This is a genomic window from Bacteroides sp. L008 (genome assembly GCF_040812255.1).
GTDB classification, from domain to species: Bacteria; Bacteroidota; Bacteroidia; order Bacteroidales; family Bacteroidaceae; genus Bacteroides; species Bacteroides vicugnae.
The window spans coordinates 4,687,074-4,713,270 of record NZ_JBFNXO010000001.1; the positions used below are offsets into that span (position 1 = coordinate 4,687,074).

At 42.8% G+C, this 26,197-nt stretch carries 13 protein-coding genes; 3 read left to right on the forward strand and 10 right to left on the reverse strand.

The window, feature by feature from the left end; genetic code table 11:
* The first annotated feature begins 19 nt into the window (after window positions 1–19).
* The 3 genes from AB3G73_RS18225 to AB3G73_RS18235 all read left to right on the forward strand — a co-directional run bounded on the left by AB3G73_RS18225 (window position 20) and on the right by AB3G73_RS18235 (window position 5,323).
* Window positions 20–1,408, forward strand: a complete 1,389-nt coding sequence (locus AB3G73_RS18225; RefSeq protein WP_148365470.1) for an LruC domain-containing protein — start codon at window positions 20–22, stop codon at window positions 1,406–1,408.
* A gap of 115 nt (window positions 1,409–1,523) precedes the next feature.
* The gene (locus AB3G73_RS18230; protein ID WP_367745314.1) at window positions 1,524–2,216 is read left to right on the forward strand and encodes a DUF6250 domain-containing protein; all 693 of its coding nucleotides are present in this window, start codon (window positions 1,524–1,526) and stop codon (window positions 2,214–2,216) included.
* Window positions 2,217–2,251: 35 nt separating this feature from the next.
* Window positions 2,252–5,323 carry a chondroitinase family polysaccharide lyase gene (locus AB3G73_RS18235; protein WP_367745315.1) on the forward strand — a complete coding sequence of 1,024 codons (3,072 nt, stop codon included), beginning with the start codon at window positions 2,252–2,254 and terminating at the stop codon, window positions 5,321–5,323.
* Window positions 5,324–5,654: 331 nt separating this feature from the next.
* Here the strand turns inward: AB3G73_RS18235 and AB3G73_RS18240 are convergent, their stop codons facing one another.
* From AB3G73_RS18240 to AB3G73_RS18285, 10 genes are all read right to left on the reverse strand, one after another.
* A complete protein-coding gene (locus AB3G73_RS18240; protein WP_195649804.1) occupies window positions 5,655–6,890 on the reverse strand; it encodes a DcaP family trimeric outer membrane transporter in 1,236 nt (411 codons plus the stop codon).
* A gap of 54 nt (window positions 6,891–6,944) precedes the next feature.
* On the reverse strand, window positions 6,945–7,889 hold the full coding sequence (locus AB3G73_RS18245; protein WP_148365474.1) for a tRNA-dihydrouridine synthase family protein: 945 nt from the start codon (window positions 7,887–7,889) through the stop codon (window positions 6,945–6,947).
* A 144-nt stretch (window positions 7,890–8,033) separates the two neighbouring features.
* Window positions 8,034–9,077 (reverse strand): DUF5017 domain-containing protein, encoded by a 1,044-nt coding sequence (locus tag AB3G73_RS18250; RefSeq protein ID WP_148365475.1) that lies wholly within the window; start codon window positions 9,075–9,077, stop codon window positions 8,034–8,036.
* A 31-nt stretch (window positions 9,078–9,108) separates the two neighbouring features.
* Window positions 9,109–10,881 carry a RagB/SusD family nutrient uptake outer membrane protein gene (locus AB3G73_RS18255; protein ID WP_099147532.1) on the reverse strand — a complete coding sequence of 591 codons (1,773 nt, stop codon included), beginning with the start codon at window positions 10,879–10,881 and terminating at the stop codon, window positions 9,109–9,111.
* Between the two features lie 27 nt (window positions 10,882–10,908).
* On the reverse strand, window positions 10,909–14,067 hold the full coding sequence (locus AB3G73_RS18260) for a TonB-dependent receptor (RefSeq protein ID WP_074558201.1): 3,159 nt from the start codon (window positions 14,065–14,067) through the stop codon (window positions 10,909–10,911).
* 159 nt (window positions 14,068–14,226) lie between these two features.
* Window positions 14,227–15,762 carry a sulfatase-like hydrolase/transferase gene (locus AB3G73_RS18265; protein ID WP_217723185.1) on the reverse strand — a complete coding sequence of 512 codons (1,536 nt, stop codon included), beginning with the start codon at window positions 15,760–15,762 and terminating at the stop codon, window positions 14,227–14,229.
* 293 nt (window positions 15,763–16,055) lie between these two features.
* The gene (locus tag AB3G73_RS18270) at window positions 16,056–20,114 is read right to left on the reverse strand and encodes a two-component regulator propeller domain-containing protein (protein ID WP_367745316.1); all 4,059 of its coding nucleotides are present in this window, start codon (window positions 20,112–20,114) and stop codon (window positions 16,056–16,058) included.
* A 167-nt stretch (window positions 20,115–20,281) separates the two neighbouring features.
* Complete coding sequence (locus AB3G73_RS18275) at window positions 20,282–21,349, reverse strand: endonuclease/exonuclease/phosphatase family protein (RefSeq protein ID WP_367745317.1); 1,068 nt, start codon at window positions 21,347–21,349, stop codon at window positions 20,282–20,284.
* A 22-nt stretch (window positions 21,350–21,371) separates the two neighbouring features.
* Complete coding sequence (locus tag AB3G73_RS18280) at window positions 21,372–23,144, reverse strand: RagB/SusD family nutrient uptake outer membrane protein (protein ID WP_217723189.1); 1,773 nt, start codon at window positions 23,142–23,144, stop codon at window positions 21,372–21,374.
* An 11-nt stretch (window positions 23,145–23,155) separates the two neighbouring features.
* Window positions 23,156–26,188 (reverse strand): SusC/RagA family TonB-linked outer membrane protein, encoded by a 3,033-nt coding sequence (locus tag AB3G73_RS18285; protein ID WP_367745318.1) that lies wholly within the window; start codon window positions 26,186–26,188, stop codon window positions 23,156–23,158.
* Window positions 26,189–26,197: the final 9 nt, after the last annotated feature.

Below are 26,197 nucleotides of genomic sequence, written 5' to 3' on the forward strand. Positions count from 1 at the left end.
ATTTAAAAATTAGATTAAGATGAAAATTAAAAGTTTGGTGTATGTCCTTATGGGGACAATGTTGGTTACTACTTCCTGCTCTGATAATGAGTTGGAAAAAGGTAATGATGGTCCGGGAACTGTTGATCCGGTAAATGCTTCTCCTCTTGTTAAAGTGTATGCTGATGAAAAAGGAGAAAACTTGCTTGCAGAAGACGTTTTTGTGAAAGACGGTTCTTCACGTACTATAACCTTAAATGTCCCTATTCATGCGGACAAGGTATATATGGAGTATAACACAGTATCAGGTGAGGTGAAAAAGGCAAGTTTTGCTTTATCTCCTGTTACTCGCAGTGAGAGCTATCCGACTGATTTTTCTTATGAAACCACTCACAATGCATCGGTTACTCTTTCTCTTCCTGAAGATGCAGTGAAACCGACAGCGGAGCCGACAGCCGATTATCTTTTTTATCATAGTACCGGTGTGGCAATGTTTGAAGATGGCTGGCCTAAGGAGTCCACGTGGTATGACGAGGATTTTAATGATGTAGTTTTTGAATATGACATAAAGGTTTCCGAATGTCAGAATGAAGAATTGATGGAGATTCAAGGTAGTAAAGAGGAGTTGTTACTGACTTTGGATGTTCGTGCGGTGGGTGGTCAGATTCCTACTCAGTTAGGAGTTGTCTTGGAAAACTTAAAGAGTGAGTATGTCGACCGGATTACAGCAAAACTTTCATTGAAAGGCGGACAAGGTACTGAAAGACTTCTGAAACAAGTACAACTTTCTACGGAATCGGAGGTATCGATTGAAGCAAGAGACTGGAGATGGGATCAAGATGATGCTGATAAAAAACGTTATGCTGGTTTGTCTGTGAATACGACTCCGGAAGAAGGAACGGTTATCAAATTGGATGGTTTATCTGGTTTGCATAGTGATCTTCTTGATGGGACACCGAGAGCTTATTTCCAAACAACAAAGGGAGCAATTAGAGAAGGATTGCCTATGTTACGTGCTGAAGTTAGACTGATAGGCAAGGATGGTTTGAAAGGGCAGGATAGAGAAAATCAACTAAAAGCATTCAGAGATCTTATTCTTGATACGCAGAGACAGAACTTTTTTATAGTTGTCAATGGTGGCAAAGAAATACACATGAGAGGTTATAAGCCTACTTCGGCTTATGCTGACTATGCTAAAGATGCAGCAACTATGAGTGGAAATGAAGCAATAAATGAAAATATTCCATATTGTAATATGAATGGTTTCGTTTGGGGTATAAAAGTTCCTGTAGGTACAAGACATGCGTATGAGAAAGTTGCTTTTGAAACGGCATACCCGAAGTTTAAGGATTGGGCAAAAAATAATGGTGCTTCATATAAAAACTGGTATGAGGATTTTGAACCGGAAGAGACCGTAAAATATTGGTAATACAAATTACCAGTTAATACATTATTTGAGATATTTTGTACAATTTGAACCCCTCTTTTCGAAAAAAGAGGGGTTTCTTTGTATCCGGAAGAATAATCTTTAAACTAATACCGTAATGACGAAGCGATTTTTTATAGGCTACAGTTTGATTACTTTTTTTCTCTTAGATAGTGTGATGCTTTTGGCACAACACAAAGCTTCTTTTGTGCAACAGTGGAAAATAGAAGATGCATCCCATGTTTTGCAAATAATAGAACGTGCAGATACATTAGAATTGATGGTTCCGGACGGACTGACTATGTGGTATCGGCAACGATTGGCAGGTGATTATGAAATTAGTTATCGTATCTGTATGGTGATGCAAGGTGGAAAGTATGACCGCTTGAGTGATCTGAACTGCTTTTGGGCTGCCAATGATCCTAAATACCCTAATGATCTTTTTGCCCGTAGTCAGTGGCGTGACGGCATCTTTAAAAACTACAATACATTAAACCTTTTCTACGTTGGATACGGAGGAAATGATAACTCAACGACCCGTTTTCGTCGATACAGAGGAGAGTACTATGGAGTGGCAGATGATAAGGTGAAACCGTTATTGAAAGAATATACTGATACCTCCCACTTACTTGTTCCCAATCAGTGGTATGAGATTCGGATTCGAGTGGAAAAGGGAATCACAACTTATTCTGTGAATGATGAAGAGTTGTTCCGCTATACCCTTACGGGTGGTGAAGGTGACGGACACTTCGGTTTACGTCTTTTGCAGAATCATATACTCTTTACAGATTTTAAAGCGACCATACTTTGACTGATATACTGAAAACCTGATAAGACAATATTTCCATGATGAAACAACCTTTTACTAAATTTGGAGTGACAACTCTGTTTTCTCTTTTGTGCTCAGCATTCCTTCATGCACAAGTCGTAACAGATGAGCGGATGTTTTCTTTTGAAGAACCGCAAATCCCGGATTGTATCACCGCTACCCAATCCCGCCTGTCGGTATCTGATCTGCATTATAAAGATGGAAAACATTCGTTGGAATGGACATTTGAACCGGGTGGTATATTGGAACTCAAGAAAGATTTGAAGTTTGAGAAGAAAGATCCGACCGGCAAGGATTTATACCTTTCCGCTTTTATTGTGTGGGTTTATAATGAAGTTCCCCAGAATGCGACCATTGAGTTTCAGTTTCTGAAAGATGGCAAACAATGCACATCTTTCCCTTTTGGCATTAATTTCAGTGGTTGGCGTGCTGCATGGGTCTGCTATGAACGTGATATGCAAGGCACACCGGAGGAAGGCATGAATGAACTTCGGATGATTGCTCCAAATTCAAAAGGAAGCCTTTTCATCGATCATCTGATTACGGCTACTAAGGTTGATGCACGTCAACAGACAGCCGATCTGCAAGTCCCTTTTGTCAATGCCGGAACCACCAACCATTGGCTGGTTGTCTATCAACACTCGCTTTTGAAACCGGATATTGAATTGACTCCTGTGAACGATAAGCAAAGAGCAGAAATGCAACTGTTGGAAAAGCGTTTTCGTGATATGATCTACACGAAAGGGAAAACTACAGATAAAGAAGTGGAAACTATCCGCAAGAAATATGATTTCTATCAGATAACCTACAAGAACGGTCAAGTATCGGGAGTACCTGTTTATATGGTACGTGCTTCAGAAGCTTATGAACGGATCATACCGAACTGGGACAAAGATATGCTGACTAAACTGGGAGTGGAAATGCGTGCTTATTTCGACCTGATGAAAAGAATTGCCGTTGCATATAATAATGCGGCAAATCCGGTGATTCGGGAAGAAATGAGGAAGAAGTTCTTGGCAATGTACGATCATATAACCGATCAGGGAGTAGCTTATGGTAGTTGTTGGGGAAACATCCATCATTACGGCTATAGTGTCCGCGGTCTGTACCTGGCATATTTTCTGATGAAAGATGTGCTTAGGGAAGCTGGTAAACTTCAGGAAGCCGAACGGACATTGCGCTGGTATGCGATTACTAACGAAGTATACCCTAAACCGGAAGTCAACGGAATTGATATGGACTCTTTCAATACACAGACCACCGGACGCATTGCCAGCATTTTAATGATGGAAGATACACCGGAAAAACTACAATATCTCCGGTCTTTCTCCCGTTGGATTGATTTTGGTTGCCGTCCTGCATTGGGATTGTCCGGTTCGTTTAAAGTAGACGGAGGTGCTTTCCATCATCGAAACAACTATCCGGCTTATGCTGTGGGCGGACTCGATGGAGCAACCAATATGATCTATCTTTTCAGCCGGACGGAATTTGCTATTTCCGAGTTAGCTCATGAAACCGTGAAAAATGTACTGTTGACCATGCGTTTTTACTGCAATAAGCTGAACTTCCCTCTTTCCATGTCCGGTCGTCATCCGGATGGAAAAGGTAAACTGGTTCCTATGCATTTTGCTATGATGGCTTTAGCCGGTTCTCCCGATGGAAAGGAGGAATATGATAGTGAAATGGCTTCTTCTTACCTCCGTCTGATTTCAGACCCAAGTATTGAAAATGACTCTCCCGAATATATGCCTAAGGTTTCAAATGCTGAAGAGCGTAAGGTGGCAAAACTTCTTATAGAGAAAGGTTTCCGTCCGGAGACGGACCCGCAGGGAAATATAGCAATGGGATATGGTTGCATCTCTGTTCAACGTCGTAGTAACTGGTCGGCTGTGGCACGCGGACATTCCCGTTATTTATGGGCGGCAGAGCATTATCTGGGGGCAAATCTATACGGTCGTTATCTGGCACACGGCAGTTTACAGATATTGACTGCTGCGCCGGGACAGACAGTAACTCCCACCACTAGTGGCTGGCAGCAGGAAGGTTTTGACTGGAACCGTATTCCGGGAGTGACATCTATTCATTTGCCATTGGAGCAACTGCAGGCTAAGGTGCTCAATGTAGATAGTTACTCCGGAATGGAAGAGATGCTTTACTCCGACGAGGCTTTTGCCGGTGGTTTGTCTCAACAGAAGATGAATGGTAATTTCGGAATGAAGTTGCATGAGCATGATAAGTACAACGGATCACATCGGGCACGTAAATCTTACCATTTCATCGATGGAATGATTGTCTGTCTTGGTTCGGATATTGAAAATACAAATACGGAGTTCCCGACAGAAACGACTATCTTCCAATTAGCGGTTACTGATAAAGCAGGGCATGATTATTGGAAAAATTATCAAAGGGATAAGAACGTATGGGTAGATCATTTGGGAACGGGGTATTATGTTCCGACTCCCATCCGGTTTGAGAAGAACTTTCCTCAATACTCGCGAATGCAAAATACAGGAAAAGGAACAAAGGGTGATTGGGTTTCTTTGGTTGTAGATCATGGAAAGGCACCGAAAAACGGAAGTTATGAATACGCTGTTTTGCCTCAGACGAATGAAGCTCTCATGAAGAAATTTGCAAAGAAGCCCACTTATAAGGTATTACGGCAAGACTGGAATGCACATATTGTAGAGTCCGTTTCCGAACAGATCATTTCTTATGTGTTGTTTGAAACTCCTGAAACGACATTGCCGGGTGGTTTATTACAACGTGTGGATACTTCCTGTCTGGTTATGACTCATAAAGAATCTGCTGATAAGATTAAGCTGACGGTGGCACAACCGGATTTGGCTTTGTATCGCGGTCCAAGCGATGAAGCGTTTGATAAAGATGGGAAACGCATCGAACGTAGTATCTATTCCCGACCATGGATTGAAAATGCCAGTGGTGAAATACCTGTGACTGTAACGATAAAAGGGCAATGGAATGTAGAAGAAACTCCGTTTTGCAAGGTGATTTCTTCTGATAAGAAGCAAACAGTTTTGCAGTTCAGTTGCAAAGATGGCGCTAGCTTTGAAGTGGAGTTAAGGAGATAAAAGTCAGACAACAGGAGATCATTTGCTTTCCCTGATAGGGGAACAGTAGTTTCTCTTGGAGAAACTATAGTTTCCATGCCGTTGAAACTGTTGTTTCTCGGTGCTGAAACTACAGTTTCCCAATGCTGAAACTTTAGTTTCCCGGTACAAAACCTTTGGTTCCAAGCGTTGAAACTAAAAGTTTCCCCACGAGAAACAAAGGTGACAGCATTATTGTTGTCACACTGCTGTCACCTATTGCTGTCACAGTGTTAATTGTTAATAATCAAATCGTTAAGCAGCAATCGGTGACAGGTGACAGATATATAATTAAAATAATTGTATAGAGAGGTTAGAACATAAACATGGCAACGGCAACAATACGGTTGTTACATACGGCATGGGTATCTTGAATTTTCCCATTGGACGTATTGAGCGAACCATACCATGCAGAACTTAATGTATATTCCAACCCGAATTTCCAGTGGGGGACATTGTAGGTCAGTTCTGCTCCTGCCGTAACTAATTGGTTAAGGTCTGTTCCTGTTCCATAAAGTTTTGCATCATTTCCTTTGGGAGCATATAGTGCATCACTTGTTCCCAGATTCTTGGCATAGCCTACGAAGATTCCCGGCTTCCATTTCTTTCCGTAGACAACGTTGAACCAAGAGCTGGAGAAACGTATCGGAGTATATTTTTGTTCTCCCGTTTGTTCGTTGACAGACTTGATCCCGAATCCGCCCAAGCCGGAAGCTTGTGTCAGATTGGATCCTAATACACTCTTCGCAGCGATGAACCAGTCTTTGTTGGTGTATTTCACATGAGCTTCGTATGAAAGAGTTGTGATGCGTTCGTCTACCTTATATGTATCTTTATTTACAGTGGACTCCGTACGTGGTTTCAATGATAACAACTCAATGCCTACGCCGGCCAGCAAACCATCATTCTTATAATCAGCTCCGACATAAAATTCGGGAATACAGCTTTGCTTCAGATACTTATGTGTTTTCCCTTCCGGTCCTTGTGAAGTATATTGTGATTGCCACACTGCGGCTCCGGTAAGTTGGAAATTCTTGTTTGTATAGCGATAACGAATTTGTGGCGCACGGCTGAAGGGTTGGAACGGTGCTCCTACAGAGAGATTAAGAATCTGCGGAGACACATCTCCGAATAACGGATGCCAGTTTTGCCCGAGCAATAAAGCTGATTTTCCCCAATCCAGATTCAAATAAGCATGACGGAGACGAATGACTGAATAAGAAGTACCTGTGCCGCGGAAGTCAACTTCTACTTTGGCAGACGTCTTGGCTGTTCCCAGTTTGGGACCGGCAACGTCTACTCCGAGACGTGAGTATAAAGTATAGAAGTTACTGTTGGGTGTTGAATTCAGATCGTTCCCGTCCGGATCGCGCACTTTGTCTTTCGGATACATATAAAACAATCCATCTACGGTTTCCTCGTTAGCACGACTATTATAATAGAAGTCAGTACGAATCTGTCCGTAGAACTTAAACTTGAAATCCTGCATTTGTGCGAAGCTGCCTGATACGGTTATCAGACAAAGAAAGATTAGAATGTATTTTTTCATAATGTGCTTGTTTATAAACGGGCGCAAAATTACGAAAAATTACTGGTTATTAGTTTATCGTTGATTAAAAAAGGCAAGGATTGCCTGATTATATTTGTTGAGGCTTGTGCTTTTATGAATTGCTTTCAGTGATTTTCTGTCTGCTTGCGGCATTAAATATTCCCAGAAAGTTTTCATTTTATTCAAAAGCTGTTCGTCTCCTCCTTCCAACTGTTCTGCGTATTGACTGTATACGCATTTATGCATAGATTGCAATTTCTCCCTCATTTCATCGGACTCAAGTGCACGGTTTTGTCTATATTCCAATGCTAATGCCGGGTTGGCAAGCAATCCCCGTCCTATCATAATTCCGGCTAATCCGGGAAACTGTTCCTGAATGCGGTGAATATCTTCTACGCCATTGATATCCCCATTATAGATGAGCGGATGTTTGCAGACTCCCTGAAAAGCTTCAAACGCTTTAAGGTCAACTTCTCCTTTATATTGCTGTTTTCCCAAGCGGGGATGCATTGCCACTTGTCGCAAGGGTAGCTCATTGATAATCGGAGCCAGTTTCAGGCATTCTTCCGAATCTTCCCAACCCAACCTCATTTTGATAGAGAAACTTATTTGTGGATATTCTGTAATCAGGTTAAGTAATGCCTGAACTTCTTCAGGATAAGGAAGAATACCGGAACCATTGTGACGTTTAGCCAGCATAGGAAAAGGACATCCCATATTGATATCGACTTCTTTATATCCCTTTTCAATGAATAGGGATAAGATTTTTTCTGCTTTCTCAAAAGAGGGGGCTATCAGTTGGGGAATCAGGTGGGGTACTTGATTGTTCCCGGGTTCGATTCCCCGGACATCTCTATGGCGGAATCCTCCTTTTTCGAGTCGTACAAATGGGGTGTAATAAGTATCTATACCTCCGAAGCAGGCAGCATGAGCATTACGGTAAAACACTTCGGTGTAACCTTGTAATGGGGCAAAATGAATAGGAAGAGTCTTTGGCATTGTTTTTATTTTTGTGCAAAGATACAGAAAAAGTAAAAGAGAGGAGCCTCGCGGTCCCTCTCTTTCTGATGTTAAATTGATTAAAGTCTGATTTTTATAAACGTTTTCTATGATTGAAGGTTAGAAAAATTGGGGGATATATTTTTATTCTACAACGTTTATAGTCAGTTCACGTACTACTTGACCACCTTGATGGACGTAGTTTGCATTGTTGGCTACGAAGGTAGCGGTATATGTACCGGTCTCTTCATAGGTATGTGAGTATATCTCCAACGATTGCGAGATATTCTTAATCGCTACACCAGCGTCAGGATCGCAGGAACCGTTGAGTAAAAGTGGTTCAGAGATTAGCCAACTATTTTTTAGTGTAGCTCCAGCCGCAGAGCTAGATACAATTATTTCCGTCGGTAAATTTGTTTTCCAGAATCCGGGGACACCGCCATCAACTGCTCCATACTCTCTGTCTTTAACTTTGTCCGATTGCTGGTCACTTTCATTATTTACAATGTTTAGTGGTGTGAAACCTAGATTTTTTGCATAGACAGTTTCTGATTTATTATTATTAAAAGCCAATTCTATGCGTATATTTTTAAAGGAAAATTTAGGTTGTCTAACAGCACCATCCTGACCGCCTTTGTAATGGAAAGCAATGGTGATTTGCTTTCCAAGATAAGACGACAAGTTCTTAATGTATGGATATGATTTGTCGTTATTTTCTACTTTCACCGGCAATTCATCTGTCGGTATTAAATAGGTCCAGTCAAATCCTTCCACTAGTTGCTTGTCTGCTTCGAAATTATTCTTGGCCATTCCCGGAAATTTATCGGAAATGAAAATGTCTAATGCAGTCTGCGGTGTGTTTTTAGGCGGCGCATCATATTGGGCAATCATATCGAAATTAATTTCACATTTTTCGATATCCTCTATTTTCATTTCTGTCCGGTTCCGAAATCTATATTCATGGTCAATTTCTCCACTAAAGAATGTTATAAAATCCGGATCACCATCGAAGCTGAACGTTACCGGGCTTCCTTTCTTTACAGTCACAGTTTTGCCGTCGAAGCTGACATTGCTGTCTGTCACCACGCCAACTTCCATTGCTGTCTCTTCTTTCAATTCCTTGTCGCATGAAGCGAGACAGAGTCCGGCAAAAGCGATAGTCATCAAACTTTTATATATTGTCTTCATATCCTTTTTCTTTTTAAAGTTAATAAGAGATTTACCAACCCGGATTATTCGTTTTAATAGCACCGTTCGATCCTATTTCATTGGCAGGAATCGGGAAATAGTTGTAAGACTTCGGAATATTGAAGTAAGTGTATACATTGATTCCGAATTTCCAGGATTCGTCAGTCTGTGCCTTGTCCACTTGTTCCTGCATCAGTTTGTAATAGTCTCCCCAACGGATCAGGTCGAAACGTCGTGTATATTCGAAGCAGAGTTCCATAGCGCGTTCGTCTTTGATAGCTTTGCGGAAGTTCTCTTCATCCAGATTTGCTTGAAGCTTGCTGATTCCTGCACGTTCTCTTACAGCATTGATACACTCATAAGCAAGATCATTAGGACCATGGTTGACTTCATTTTCAGCTTCTGCAATCATCAGCAGAATGTCAGAGTAGCGGAGAAGAGGAAAGTTGATGGAAGTATCGTTCTTGCTCTTCTTGTCTGCTTCGTATTCTCTACGATATTTGGCTGCAGCTCTGTTACGGTTCTTATTAGCATCATTCTTCGATTCGCGATCACCGTAAGTAGAACCTGGATCTGTTTTGCCATAGCTGAAGGATTGATCCCAATATTGTTGTTCCACTTCATCTCTTTTTCCTTTCACAAATTCACGACCGTCTACCGGAGTGCCTTCTCCTGCTGATTGGGTGTAGGTGAATGGAGCTATATTCCAGTTGCAACGGTCAATGTCACCGTTTGCTTCATACAATTCCAGTAGCTTAGGAGTATTCCAGATAAAAGCGTATGCATAACCCGGGTCACCTTTACCGGTGATGGAGGCTTTGGAAGAAAGGTCTTTTCCCTGAATACCGATGATATTACCAATTCTACCTTCTGCGCGTACATCCGTTGAACGGTTACCAGCAAATTCTACCTCCCAGATACTCTCATTAGCTTTGGCACCATCCTTATTGAGAGCTGTGTTATACTTGTCAGAACAAATGTCGATAAAGAAATCCCAATATTTGGCAGTCAGTGAATGACCTTCGTTTTTAACTAACTGCGCATAGTAACTTGCCTTCTTGAAATATTCTGTAATCTCGGCGCTGGTCGTACTGTTGGCCAAACCTACTTCCTTGTCACGTTTAGGCTCACCGGCTCTGAACATATACACACGTGCCAGCATTCCCCAAGCTGCCGATTTGGAAACACGTCCCGGCAAATAGTTCAACTCTTGAGCAGATTTAAGATCCTCGGCAGAACCATACATCTCTTTGATGATAAAGTCATAAATCGTCTGTTTGTCCGTACGTGGAATAGAGAGATTGTAAGCATCTTCTGTAGAAGTAGTCTTAAAAGGTACATCTCCCCAACATTCTACCAAAGTGAAATAATAGAATGCGCGTAAGAAGCGGGCTTCCGCTTTATACTGCTTGCGGGTATCATCGTTTATATCGGGCACTGCATCAATATTCTCCAGGAAAATATTGGCTCTGTTGATACCGGAGTATAAGGTATACCACAATGCTGCAACAGTCGGATCACTCGTATTGGCATTGTTGCAGATCAAGCCACTTTTGTTAGGTCCGCGGTTAGCCCCTCCATAGTGTCCCAGATCGTCACCTCCTACAAGGTATAAGAATTCATTTCCGTAGAAGGAACTTTGCCCCAGAATAGCATAGGTTCCTGTTAGCCAAGAGGCAGCATCCGCTTCATTCTTGAAGTAATTTTCAGGGGTAGTGTACGTCGGGTCTTTTTCCAGGAAATCGCAGGAAGTCAGGTTAAGTCCGACAAGAAGTGATATGATGATTATTTTTATTGTTTTCATATACATAATTGTTTGAAGGATGATTGATTAGAAACCTAAGTTTATACCAAAACTGATAGAGTAGGCTCTCGGATAAGCGGAGAAGTCCAGTCCCGGAGTCAGTGCGCCTTCACGGATAGATACTTCCGGATCGTAACCGGAATATCCTGTACATGTCCATAGATTCTGACCTGCAACGAATACACGCGCATTGTCTATCTTCCATTTCTTGGTCAGTTGCTTCGGCAGTGTATATCCTAAAGATACGGTTTTCAGACGAAGGAAAGAACCGTCTTCGATAATACGTGTAGAGAACACTTTGTTAGAGCCGGAGTCGGTAGCTCTCGGAATATTGCTTTCCGGGTTTTCCGGTGTCCAACGATTTGCGTAACTTGCGTATTGGTTCAAGTCGCGTGTCTTATTGCTGTTCTCGAAGAACAGGCGGTTGGCATTCAATACATCGTTTCCATACGACCATTGGAAGAAGATACTCAAGTCGAATCCTTTGTATTCGAAATTGTTGGTAAATCCACCTGTATGTTTCGGCATACCGTTACCGATCATAGTACGGTCGTTATCGTCGATAATGCCGTCACCATTCAAGTCTGCGTATTTCGGCATACCCGGTTGTGTATTGCTTTCGGAAGAGAAGTAAGGAACATTACGTTTCAGTGTATATGTATCGCCCACTTTATCAAAATCTTCATATTTGTATGTACCTTCATAGATGAATCCGTACATCATTCCCATCGGATAACCCACTTTGGCAATGTAGCTGTATTGTGAGTTGTAGTTCTGGTCAAATTTGGCTGCACTCAACAGAGAGGATTGGTTTTCGGCCAATTCCAATACTTTGTTCTTGTTGAATGCGATATTAAAGTTGGTAGTCCAAGAGAAATGGCGGTTCCTGATATTGGTCGTGTTCAAGGTAAATTCGACACCTTGGTTGCGTACCTTTCCTACATTCTTCATGGCACTGAAATAGCCGGAAGAAGTGGGAAGTGCAGTATTCAGCAACAAATCACGAGTCGTTTTACGATACCAGTCTACGGTTAGTCCGATACGTTCGTCCAGGAAGCCCAAGTCCAGACCCAGATTCCACTGCTCGGTCGTTTCCCATTTCAGTTTTCTGTTTCTTAAAGAAGTAGGCACTGTACCTACACTTGTCAGACTGTTTTCGAACGGATATACACCACTTGGTAGGCTACCGATCGAAATAAAATCTCCAACTTTATCTTTTAATATCTGATATAAAGCATATGTGTCATATTCACCTACGCGGTTGTTACCGGTTAATCCCCAGCTTGCTCTTAATTTACCGGAAGAAACAACAGATTTCAATGGTTTCATGAAATCCTCTTCCATGAATCCCCAAGCCAATGAACCGGAAGGGAAGTAACCGAAACGGTTATCACCACGGAACTTGGAAGAACCGTCGGAACGGAAAGAAACTGTTGCGTAATACAATGATTTATAGTTATAATTCAAACGTCCCAGGAAAGAAAGCATAGACCAGGAACTCTTTAGTGATTTGGTCGTACTGGGAATTCCTTCGCTCATTCCTGCCATCCCGAGTGCTTCGTTCGGAATTTGCACTGTCTTGTATGAATAGTATTCATAGTCAGAATTTTGCAGGGTTACACCTACCATACTATTGAAGAAATGCTTCCGTTTGATATTGGTCTGATAGGTCAGAATATTTTCGTTCAACCATGTTGCACGTTGAGAATGATAGATTTCTGCATTCACCTTATCGGATGATTTCGGATTACCATAACGGGTCTTCGAGTTGTTGAATGTTTCCCCTTTGCGGGTATCGAACGTGTAACCGCCGGAAACTTTCAACTTCAATCCTTTGATAAATTCATATTCTGCAAATCCGTTGAACTGGATATAGTTCGCGTACGTCTTGCGATATTCGTTTTTCAAAGACATGATAGGATTGAAACGATAGTCGTTGGTGTTGTTTATCGCATCGTCCATGATGTTATCCATCAATGAATTTAAAGGTCTGTCCGGTTCCGTCACGGGGCGATATCCCCATACGCTATAGAACAGGTTGTTCATACCACTATATGAGTTCTGCGAAGGAGAACCACCGGTGGTTGTAGTGCTTGAATAGTTGGTTGTCAGATAGATTTTCAGTTTCTTCTTTTGAATGGTAGTACCCATACGGCCTTGTATACGCTTGTAGTTCGATTCCAACAAGATACCGTCCTGGTCATAATAAGATAAAGAAGCGTTGTAACGAACTCCTTCCGAACCACCGGTCAGGCTGACATTGTGGCTTTGCATCCATGCGCTGCGGAAGATTTCATCCTGCCAGTTATATTGCGGGATATTCCTATAATCTTCCAGTCCCCATTTCTTGCCGTCATAATTCATGAAGTAGGTAGTTTCCATATCTTTTGGACTACGTTCTGCTTGTAGTTTGACGAACTCATAGGCATCCATCATCGGGATTGTTTTAGTGATATGCTGAATACCGAAACTTCCGTCGTATTTAATTTTAGGTTGTCCGATTGTACCTTTCTTGGTGGTAATCATCACAACGCCATTAGCGCCACGGGCACCGTAGATAGCGGTAGCAGAGGCGTCTTTCAGAAAATCAAGAGATTCTATATCATTCTGATTGATGGCTGCGGCTACGGAAGGGTCTTCCACCGGGAAACCGTCAATGACATAAAGAGGAGAGTTGTCCTGTGTCAATGAGTTGTTTCCACGGATAACGATGTTCATCTGTCCGCCCGGCATACCTTCGCCCGAACTTACGTTGACACCGGCGATACGTCCGCCCAATGTCTCGCCGAAAGAAGCGGTCGGAGTGCTAAGCAGTTCTGCCATGCTGGCTTTGGCAACAGAACCCGTCAGGTCTCTCTTGCGTATTTCCTGATAGCCGACTACTACCACTTCATCCAATGTCTTTGTATCTTCCTTCAATGTGATAACCATTGGCTTTTGAGTGTCCGCCTTTATTTCTACAGTGACATAACCAATGAAAGAAATAACCAATATTGAATTCTTATTGGGTACGTTAAAAGCAAATTTACCATCAAGGTCAGTGATTGTTCCTTGTGAAGTACCTTGTACCTGAACACTGGCTCCCGGCACTCCTTCTCCTAAGTTGTCCTTCACTGTACCTTTAACAAGTACCTGTGCAAGTACAAAAGAAACAGAAAACAGGATCAGTCCGATGGAGGAGAGCATCCTTTTTCTAGTTTGAGTGGATAAATGTTTTTTCATATATTAAAAATTAAGTGATTTTATTGAATCTACGCTTGCAAAGATAGACGGATTGAATATTCTAATATGGATAGAATTATTCAAGATTGGTGCAAAATCATACAATTTTTCTGTTCTCATAAACTATTTCTCTTTTACGGATTCTAGTAATTCGGATAACTCTTTCACTATGTCGGGATGTTGTTTTGATACATTCGTTTTCTCCGATGGATCGGAGGATAAATCGTAAAGTTGAGGCTGTTTGTCGTTGCCTAACTCCATTTTCGTCCAATGTTCGATGGCGGGGCCATCGCTCGGTTCGATGTATTTCCATTGGCCTTTTATGATGGCAAGTGTGTTATTGAGATTCTGTTGAACGACATACTCACGGTTTGTATTATTCTTGCCGAGGAGAACGTTCAGATGTTCCTGACTGTCGGGGGCAGCTCCCTTGCGTAAAGGTTGGTCCAGAAGTGAGGCGAGCGATGCATACACATCTATTTGAGAGAAGAGAGCTTGTTGCTTGTTCGGCTTCACCCGGGCAGGCCAACGGACAATAAACGGAACGCGTGTACCCGCTTCGTAAGCACTGTATTTCCCGCCACGGTAGATCCCCATCGGAGTATGTCCGTTGAGAAGTTCGTAAGCTTGGTCTTGATAGCCGTCGTCAATAACAGGGCCGTTGTCGCTGGTAAAGATAAGGATGGTGTTGTCTGCGATGTGGAGGCTATCCAGTGTGTGCATGATTTCACCGATGGTCCAGTCCAGTTGCAGGATGACGTCGCCACGAGTGCCGAGTCCGCTTTTGCCTGCGAAACGTGGGTGGGGGATGCGCGGTACATGTACGTCTTGCGTACCCATATATAAGAAGAAGGGTTCTTCCTGATGGGATGCAATGAAATTCTTAGCCTTGTTGGTGATGATATCAGCTATGTCTTCATCTTTCCAAAGAGCGGATTTTCCTCCGGTCATCCAGCCGATACGGGGAATACCGTTGATAATTGTATTATTGTGTCCCTGACTGGGTTTTAAAGTGACGAGCTCCGGGTTCTCTTCTCCCGTAGGCCAGTCGCCGACTTTGTGGTCATAATTTACGGTGATAGGATCATTGGGGTCAAGTCCTACGACATGTCCGTTTTCTACAAATACACAAGGTACACGGTCTACGGTAGCCGGAATAATAAATTCGTAGTCAAAACCGATGCTTTGTGCGTTAGGGGTAATCCGGTTGTTAAAGTCGGTTCCACCTTTCGGACCGAGTCCCAGATGCCATTTGCCTACTGCACCGGTTGCGTATCCTGCATCTTTCAGCATATCTGCCATGGTGACGCAGGTAGTATCGATAATGAGTTCAGAGTTGCCGGGAGCAATCCCTGTGTTTTCTTGTCTCCATGGATACATACCGGTCAGGAGTCCGAAACGGGAAGGAGTGCTGGTGGCGGAAGTTGCATAAGCATTGGTAAATTGTACTCCTTGTCCTGCCAGCCGGTCGATGTTGGGGGTACTCACTTTCGTTGCTCCATAACAGCTTAAATCACCAATGCCGAGATCATCTGCAAATATATAAATAATGTTAGGCTTTTGGTTATTCTGCCCATTGCTCTTTTGGGGTGCTTGATTGCATCCTGACAGCGTGACGATGCCGGACAACAGGGGAAGTAGACGCGAAACGTTTTTCATAATGCTGAGTGTTTTAGGAAATAATGTAATGAACACAAAGATAAGCGATTGGAAGAAAAAGAATGAGTAGGAATGTACAAGTGAAGTACAAAATAGTACACTTAAGAAGTTACCTTTTTTATTCGGGCGAAGATGTCCAGACTAAGAAACCGTTTATATCATAAATTTAGGCACGGATCACACGGATGAACGCTGTTGTTTTCATACTCATCGTTTTTTTAATCCGTGAAATCCGTGTGATTCGTGCCTAATAATATAAGATTATTTTGCAAGAGTGCTTGTACAGTTGCCTGCTAATCTGTTTCTTCCCCGTCTCCTTCTTCTCCGCTCTCTTCTCCTTTACGGTAAGCCAGCGGACTGACGTGATAAATCTCCTTGAAACATTTACTGAAATAGCGGGAGGAGGAGAACCCAATCCGGTCGGAAATCTCCGTGATATTCAGCTCCGGGTTATTCCTTAACATGACAGCACCCTTTTTGAGACGTATGCTTAGGATGAAATCATTCGGAGTCTGACCTGTCACAGCTTTCAGTTTGGTGAATAGGTTCGTACGTGCCATACCCATTTCGCGAGCGAAGATATTGACGTTGAAATCTGTATTGTCCAGATGACGTTCGATAATAGCCATCGCACGGTCGAGCATCTCCTTATCCATCGGGTTGGTAGCCAACATTTGGGCAAAAGCCTGTGGTTGTTTACTGAACTTCTCTTGCAGTAGTCGGCGGGAGTTAACCAAATTATTGCAGCGGGAAATCAGAAGATTGGTATTAAACGGTTTCGTGATATAATCATCCGCACCAATCTTCAAACCTTCGATATTGTGCTCTATGGCAGTACGCGCAGTTAATAATACCACCGGAATATGGCAGGTATTAAAGTCCGTCTTGATCTGTTTGCAAAGTTCCGTACCCGACATACGTGGCATCACGACATCACTTAAAATGATGCTTGGCATATCCTTCTGTATCATCTCTAATGCTTCTACTCCATCGGAAGCCGTACTGACCTGATAGAATGTTTCGAAAATACCGACTAACATCTGCTTGATAGACTCATTGTCTTCCACTATCAACATTTTGGCGTCTTCGATACGCTTGTTATCTTCTTCTTTCCATTCCGAATCAGGGATTACTTCTACTGAAGGAACAATAGTTTCTGTCTGTTGGAGGGTTTCCGTATCATCCTTTGCTATTTGCTCTTCTGTAAAGTGTTCCTTGCCTAGTTTGAGGGTAATGATGAAACTGCTTCCTTTGCCCGGTTCGCTTTCCACCCGGATTGTGCCGTGATGAAGTTCCACAATACCTTTCGTCAGTGCCAGTCCGATGCCTGTACCGGCTCCGGTATTCAGCGAGTTGAGATGTTCGGTCTGATAAAAGCGGTCGAATATCTTATCAATTTCGGCAGCAGCGATACCTGTACCGGTATCTTTTATTTCAATGATGACATGGTCTTTCTCCTGCGATACATTAATCGAAATCGTATCTTCGGCCTTGGTATGTTTTACTGCATTAGACAGCAGGTTGTTTATCACTTTCTGCATCTGTTTTTGGTCATACCACACTTCAATGTCATCCTTCTGTTTGTTGAACTTGAAGTTGATTTGTTTGCTGCTGGCGTATTCGAGGAAGAGCAGATAATTCTCATACAGGAAGTTAACCAGGTTGTGCTGGCTTACTTTGATCTTCATGTGACCCTGTTCCTGTTTACGGAAATCAAGTAGTTCCGTAATCAGTTCCCGTAATTGGAGACTGTTCTTGTAGATTCCCAACACCTTATTATATATATTAGGCGTAAATGTCTGCACCTGCAACAAAGTTTCCACTTGTCCCACGATCAGCGTTAACGGTGTGCGGAATTCGTGTGAGATGTTAGTGAAGAAACGGAGTTTCGACTGGTTCAATGCTTCAAGGTCTTCAATATGCTTCTTCTCGTACTTCAAAGACTCACGGAGTTTGATGCGCGAATTATAGTTCTGAATAAGATACCATAACAGGCTGATAGTGACAATGGTATAAATCAGGTAAGCCCACCATGTCTCATACCATGAAGGGAGTACGATAATCAGCAGTCTGGCCTCTTTTATTCCTTCCTTTTGTGATTTGATGACAAGGGTATATTTACCCGGATTCAGGTTTGTATAAGTAATCAGCGTTTGCTTCCGGTAAGTATGGTTCCATTCGTCCGAGAAACCCTCCAGACGATAGAGAATCTCATCTCTGTTGGCAGGGATGAAGTTGGAAGTGGCATATTCGATGCTAAACATTGATTGATTCGCTTTCAGACTGATTTCCGGAGTGTGACAGATCGACTGTTCCAGGATGCCGCTTTCATCTCCCGGAACTACTTCTTTTCCGTTGACAAGCAGGCGGGAAAGAATGATATTATATGATTTGGGAGTGAAGTGTAGCTTCTTTTCCCAGAAAGAAATCATTCCCTGAATACCACCAAGGAACACTTCTCCGTCATGTGTCACAAATAGTGCGTTTTCATTAACGGCGGTTAGCGGGAATCCGTTTTCCGTACCGTAATTATAGAATTTCTTGCTTGGATAGTCAAACTGTGAGAACCCTTGATTGGTAATCAGCAATAAGTCGCCTTTCTGTATGGATGATTCGCATACTTCGTAGATGCAGTCGCTGGATAAACCATCTGTTTGTACATCGAAGTTTTCAAAGTCATCACTTGCCTTACGGTAACGGTCGAGACCGCTTCCGGAGGTGCAGAACCACAGATTACCATTACTGTCCTGCATGATACTGTTGATATTATTGTTGCTAAGACTGTTCGGATTAGCGGGATTGTGCGGATAATTAGTAAGTTTACCGCTGTCGAACCGGTAAGAATAAACACCCTCCCCGGTAGCCGCAATCCACAATGTACCGTCTTTGTCGATGCAAAGACTGGCTACCATGCCAATGCCTCTTCCTTCTTTGGTTTCTTTAAAGAGTTGTTGGCAAGCACCTGTTGCCGGATTGAAAAGACAGACACCGTTTTGTGTGGCGACAACCAGCTTGTCCTTATAAGGTACAATGTCTCGGACGATATCCGAAGGTAGCGAAGTTGGGTCTCCCACTTTCATCCGGTAGACTGTGAAACGGTTGGTACGCAGGTCGAGTTTGTTCAATCCTCCCAAGTGTGTACCTATCCACATAATTTCATTAGTCCGGTCGTAATAGATTGCTTTGACGTTGTTATGGGAAATACTATTTTTGCCCTCTTCGTGGCGATACCACCGATAGGTATTATTTTTCCGGTCGTACACATTCACGCCACCGCCTTCTGTACAGATCCATAAGTTTCCGTCTTTGTCCTCAGTCATTCTGCCGACAATCGGACTACTTAACCCTTCTTTTTCTGTATCTCCCGTCTTGTAGCGGGTATAGATTTCATATTCCGGATTGAAATAGTTGACACCTCCGAAATAAGTGCCCAGCCAAATTGTTCCTTGTTCATCTTTGACGATGCACCAGATAGAGGAGTGGGTGAGACCGTCGGGTTTGTTCGCGTTGGCAGTGTAAAGTTGGAATTTGCCTGTGCTCTTTTCATAGCGATTTAACCCGTGAAAGGTTCCTATCCACAGATTTCCTGCATTATCTTCACAGCAACTCCTTACGAAGTCGGCACAAATACTGTTTGGATTTTTTGGATCATGACGGAAGTTCTCAATGGTACCGTCTGTTTTTATCCGGTAGAGTCCTTCTTCCCAAGTACAAATCCATAATTCTTTAGACGAATTTTCGTAAATACTGGCGATATTACCTCTTGTGATAGGCTGGGAAATCTTCTTGTCTCCCGATAAACAGTAAAGTCCGTTACTGGTAGTTCCCATCCACAGATTTTTCTTTTCGTCCAGGTGGAGGCAGGAGAGGGTGATATCTTTTCCGGCAAGATGATAGTAGAGATCGAAGTTTCCCGTACTTTCATTATATACAAATACTTCTTCTCTTTTCCCGATATATAATTTCTCGTTGAAATAAATAGCATCCACATTGCCTTGCAGCAACGTTTTGAATCTTTGTGTGGTCAGATCGAATTCTGCCACTCCGTCCGTACAGAGCAGGTATACCTTTCCGTTTTTGTTTCCGGTGATGCGCAGCACTGTATTGCTGAACAAGCTGTTCGGGTCGTTTTTATTAAGTTTGAAACTTTTGATATCGTTACCGTTATACCGGTTCAGTCCTTCACGAGTGCCGATCCATATAATTCCCCGTTCATCAATATAAAGGCTATTGACAGAAAATTGGGAGAGTCCGTCGTCCGTGGTCAAGTGGCTAAAAGTGATGTTTTGACCTTGTGTGCGGACTCCAGCTACGCTTAAAAATAGCAGAAATAAAAGAATTACTTTTCTCACTAATTTATTTTTTAAGGTGTTTACATCTATGCAAATATATTATTTTTATTCGATTTCAGTGAACCTTATTAGAAGAAAGTAACTATAAAGTACCGGGAGAGAATCCTATTTAACAGAATTACTCTCCCGGTTTCTAACCTGACTAACCTTTTATATAGTGCCCATGACTATTTAATGTAGAATGTGACCAATACTCCTTTATGATCGCTTGGCCATTGATTGTTTACGGGTGGAATAATCGGATCCTTGGTTTGTTCTTTTATTCTTTGCCCGCGTACGATAGAGCCTGTCGGACCTACTATCTGCGCGTTTTTCACTTGCAAGTCCTTATTCGGATAATAATAAACGAAATCAATCCGTTCACGTTCATCTGCTTCCGGTGCCCATGAGAGGTTTGCCGGTGCGATTGCTTTGTTGTCGGCGGGAAAAGTGAACCCCGGATATTTAACCGGGTCGGGATGCATCACCCGATAGGCATCTTTATATCCTCTTTGAATCAGCAATTTGGAAGTTCCCCAATTAACGATACATCCCCGATGATCGAATAAATCTTTTGTATCGTTCTGCCAATCCAGATAAGAAGGTTCGTTCAGATCTCCGGCAAAGAAAACAAATGCGCCTTGCTCCAGTTCTTTGGCAGCATCGTTGATAAAAGCCTGGGCAGATTCTATACGGTCTGATTCTTCACATACGGACAGAATTTTGTCCACGTCTGTGATAGGAGCCGGAAGTTTATCCCAATTAACACTACCGTCATTGTATCCGCGTGGATAATAGCATGTGTAGTAGCGGTATTCCGAGTGTGCCGGGTAAACAGCTACCCGTTTTCCGCTTACATCCAGAATAGCTTTGAACATCCATTTATTGATGCGCTCTGTTTCTTTGATCGGGAACTTCGATATGACTGCCCTTCCGTCTATGCGTGCATCGTAATAGGTAAGTCCTTTATCTTTAAGTCCTTGCATCAGTTTAGGCATCACAGGGTCGTCTTGCGGACCTTTATATAATTCGCAAAACGTTGCCACATCTGGCTGTATGGTGGCAATTTGTTCAATTAGGTATTCCGGGGCATGTTCCACTTTGGTACATTCCACCCATAAGTTGAGTTGGAGGAACTTGAACTCTGTTTTCTTTCCTGTTTCTTCTTCCGGTGCAGATATATCAGTATCGCTTTTGGAACATGCCGTGATAACAGGAAGTATGGCAATAATAATCGTTAATAACCACTTTTGCATAATCTGTATTTTTAATAGTTGATTACCATCCCGGATTTTGGCAGTTAGTTCCTGATGCATTTTGCAACCGGATTGCTTCATCACCCGGTATGGGATATAATAAGAATTTCTCACTGTATGCTCTTCGGTCACTATCTACAACAAAGCGGGAATAGCTTCCATCCGCATTTGCTTTCATTCCGGTGACGACCTTGTCTGTCTGATCCAAAATTTTCCAACGGCGCACGTCGAAGAAGCGATGTTCTTCAAAAGCAAGTTCCACACGTCTTTCATTTCTGACTCGCAGACGGAATTGGTCGCAGGATAATCCGTAAGGAATTCCCGGCATACCTACTCTGGAACGCACTGTATTAACTGCATCTACTGCATCATTAGGTACGGTTCCGGTAGTTGATGCTTCGTTAGCAGCTTCCGCATAATTCAAATATAATTCGGCCAGACGGAACTCTTTAAAATATCCGTCCAAATTACCGGAACGTCCGGATTTGTAATGTGAGAACTTACGTGTATAATAACCGGTGCAGGTGTAACGTGCATTGCTCGGATCAAGAGCACAGTTTCCTCCTGTCTTGGTTGAGACTAATGTACCCGTCTCCAGATTCAGCTTGGAACCATCATAATAGATAGAAGCTTTAAGACGTGGATCACGGTTTTCATACGGCTTAGCTTGATTGTAGAGATTCTGGACAGCCGAATTCAGATTGGGCTGCAGGTGATTGGCGTCTTGATAGGGATTTTCAAGATTGAGAAGGGGATAGGCTTCTGTCATATCCGCATTCACAACTTCATAAGCATCAAGTAATTCTTGGGACGGACAGGCTCCAGCATCTGTCTGACCATCAGTAGCTGGCAGACCGGCATAACTCCACATATACATCTGTCCAACTTCCATAATAGTTTCTTTGTCGTTTACTACTGGAAGGTCAGTACGTGAGTAGAAATAAACATCATAAGGAGAGTAACCGGCAGTGGCATTCGGCTGTTTCTTATAAAGTTCATAGTCGTTTGCCAGGCAGTCGTCCAAAGATTTCTTCGTGATTTCTGCAGCTTCTTTCCAGGTGATTGTTCCGTCATTGTACAGGGGGCTGGCCGCATAGAGTGCTATTTGCGAACGGATGGCTGCACAGATGGCTTTCGTCATTACATGACGGTAGTTTTCCTTGTCCAAAGAACGCCACCCCCATTCTTCAACAGTGGGAATGTCGATGGCATCCTGACAATCGGTCAATATTTGACGGGCACATTCGCCGAATGTACCTCTCTTGACTTTGGTATAATCGTAGTCAGGAGTTGTTATGACAGGAACGCCTCCATAACGCTTTACCAATTGAAGATAATAGAAAGCACGTAATGTTAATACCTGTGCTTTGAAACTGTTACGTATCTCTTCCGAGTAGACACTGGCAGTAGGGATATTGGCAAGGAAGATGTTGCAAGCGCGAATCCCTTGATAATAATGGTTGTAATTTTCCGGATTACCTTCGATGTTTTCCAATGGATTGCTGAAGGGGGATAATTGTCCCTCATTCCATTTGCGGGTAGCTCCGTTCTGTAGTTCCCAAGCATCTTTTGCTTCGTCCGTACAGCCTGCAAGCATGGTATAATTATAGTTCATTCCATAGTTTAGAATCCATCCGTAGCATTGGTTCATATAGGCATACGTTTTGCGATTAGTGGTAAACAAATCACTGTAATCTGTACGACCGTCCGGGTGATCCTCAATATCGGTGCATCCGTTCAATGCTGGCAATACAAATAGGGAGAGCACTCCTAATATAAGTTGTTTTATTTTCATAACTTTAGTCTTTAGAAATTCAAGTTAAGTCCGATATTAAATGTTCTGTAAATAGGATATGCGGTATAAGCATATTGTTCAGGGTCCAGATTGTCAAACTTAAGAGATGAAGTAGTCAGCAGGTTAGCACCGCTGATATAAAATCTCATCTTCTCCAGTTTTAGTTTACTGCTCCAACGTTTTGGCAATGTATATCCTAATACTACATTTTTTACTCGCAAATAGTTATTCTTAGAATAGAAGAACTCATTGCTTTGGAGGCTGGAAGAGTTTCCGGTGGTCAGAGCCGGGTAGGAAATCTCTTCATTGGCAGCATAACGTTCTGCTGTCCATGCATTACGGTGCAGGTCGGTGTACACGCCTTGATAGCTATTGTCGAAGATACCGCACCCACTATAATAGGCGGCTGTGCCCGACACGCCCTGCAACTGAACATATAAATCAAAGTTCCTATATTCTAATTGGATAGATCCGCCATAGGCGATGGTCGGTAGCGTTTGTGCTTTATCCATTGGGGCTTGGTCGCGTTCGTCGATATTTCCGTCGTTGTTCAGGTCCTTGTAGACAAAGTCGCCCGGACGGGGAGAAGCTCCGGAGAATCGGAGTCCGCTCTTGTCTATTTCTTCCTGACTGTTATAATATCCGTTTCCGTTGGAGTAGTCAATGAGATAGCCAAACTGTTGTCCGGCAGAATAACCGGTCTTACGATATGGATAGTAATATCCGCTGGTTGTACGATTTAACTCTTTGACATCAATCACTTCGTTTTTATTGTATCCCATGTTGCCTCTGAATGTCATATTTAATCCGCATTTTAGCTTCTTGGTGTAAGATAATTCGACATCGAATCCCTTGTTATTCATCTTACCTAGATTTTCGAAGGGCAGATAATTGCTGGCAATACCTTGTGCAGAAGAGATACTATTGTCTTGGATAGCCATATTGGTCTGCTTTACGTTCCAGTAGTCAAATGTGAAACTTAATGAATTGAGCAGAGTGATATCAATTCCGTAGTTTTGCTGGAAAGACTTTTCATAGTGGATATATGGATTACCTTGCATACCTTCTACTGTTTGAGCTGCATAGTAGTTACTTAACAAATAGCCTTGCAACTGATAACGTACATCGGTAGCATACAGGAAACGTGTTGCGGATATTTGGTCATTTCCCAGCCAGCCCGCAGACGCACGTACTTTGAGGAAAGACAACCAGTCACTGTCTTTCAGGAAACTTTCGTTGGATACCACCCAGGCGGCGGATACCGTCGGAAAGAATTTAAAACGGTTGCCCGGTTTGAACTGTTCCGTACCGTCATAAGTGAAATCTCCCTGTATATAATACCGTGAACCATAACCATATTTGAGATGTCCCATCAGTGACAAACGGTCGTATGGAAGATCTCCGTTTTTCATCATATTCTCATTGAAATAGCTGATAAATGCGTCTACTTCATGCTTTTCTCCAAAAGTACGGTTGTAGTTGACAAACCCCTGGAAGTTGATAAAATAACGCATATTGGCAGTCTTACTTAGGCTTAGAGGAAGAGTGGTGTGTGTGCCGAAAAGCCCGTTGCCATTGGCTGCGTAACGTGCATAGTCGGTAGAACCGTAGATTGTACCGTCATAGTTTGCTTCGTAACCTACTATTCCTTTTACGCTTAATCCTTTGGTCAGGAATCCCAGATCCAAGTTCATTCCATAGGCGACATTCAGGTTGATACCTGTCCGGTGGCTATATCCGGAACGGTTGATAAGTCCGTAAGTAGGGTATTCGTTATATTCTGTGGTAATTACCTTTCCATCTTCGGTGACAGGTCCCGGTACGGTGGGAGCCATCTGATAGATTGAATTCATAATATCTCCTGTTCCATTATACCCTTGGTTCATCCGGTCGATAGTGACATTAGTATTGAGGAAACAATTCAGATAACGGTGCAGAGTAACGTCTACATTGGCTAGGATATTGAAACGATGCAATTTGAGCGCGGGGTTATAGTTGTCGTTCTTCTCTGCGTCAATCAGGCTGTTTTGGTGAAGATAGCCGGCATTAACAAGATACTTAACCCGGTTATTACCTCCGCTGATATTGATGTTGTAACGTTGCATACTGGCTGCATCATTCATAAAGGTGTCATACCAGTCATGTCCGGGTATAGTCCCATCTGTGAATCCTGCTATTTCATATAAAGAATAAAGCGGAGTGCCACCATCATTGAGTAGTGCCTGATTACGCATCTGTGCATATTCACCTGTACCTACTGTTTTGGGGCGCTGGGTAGCCTGCTGTATAGAGAAGTCCATGTTTACATTTACTTTGGTACGTCCTATTTCTCCTCTTTTGGTAGTAATAAGAATCACTCCGGAGGAAGCCCGGGGACCATATAATGCTTTAGCTGCGGCATCTTTCAGAATACTGACAGATTCAACAGCATTGGCATCAAGTGTGTTCATGTCGAACAGTGGAGCCGGAATTCCGTCGAGCACGACCAAAGGTGAATTACCATTTATAGAGTTCAGGCCACGTATATACATCGTTGTTGCATCGTCGGCCGGTGTGCTGGTTGACTGGATAGAGGTCAACCCGGCCAAACGTCCGGTCAGTGTGGCTGAAAATCCGCTATTAGGTGTTTTAACTAACTCTTCTCCCTGAACGGTAGAGATTGCTCCTGTATAACCTCCTTTTCTCTCTTTTTGCAGCATGGCTACTTCGAGAGATGTATCCTGGCCGGTGATATCTGATATCAGACGAAACTCCACCGGTTTATTCAGAGTGAATTTCATTGTCTGGTTCCGATATCCTGGAATCTTACAAATGACCATACTGGCTCCCGACGGAATCTCCATGATGAATTTTCCGTCTTTGTCACTGCTTGTGGTGTATTCGGGATTGTCCGGAACAGAAATGATTGCGCCGTCTAAAGGTTCGTTGCTCTCATTCCGCACCACACCGGATATAACTTCTTGCACTTGTGCCCGGCATACTTCATTGCCTGTGAACAGGCATACGATGCACAAAAGTGTGATTATTCTGTTTTTCATATACATTCTGTTTTA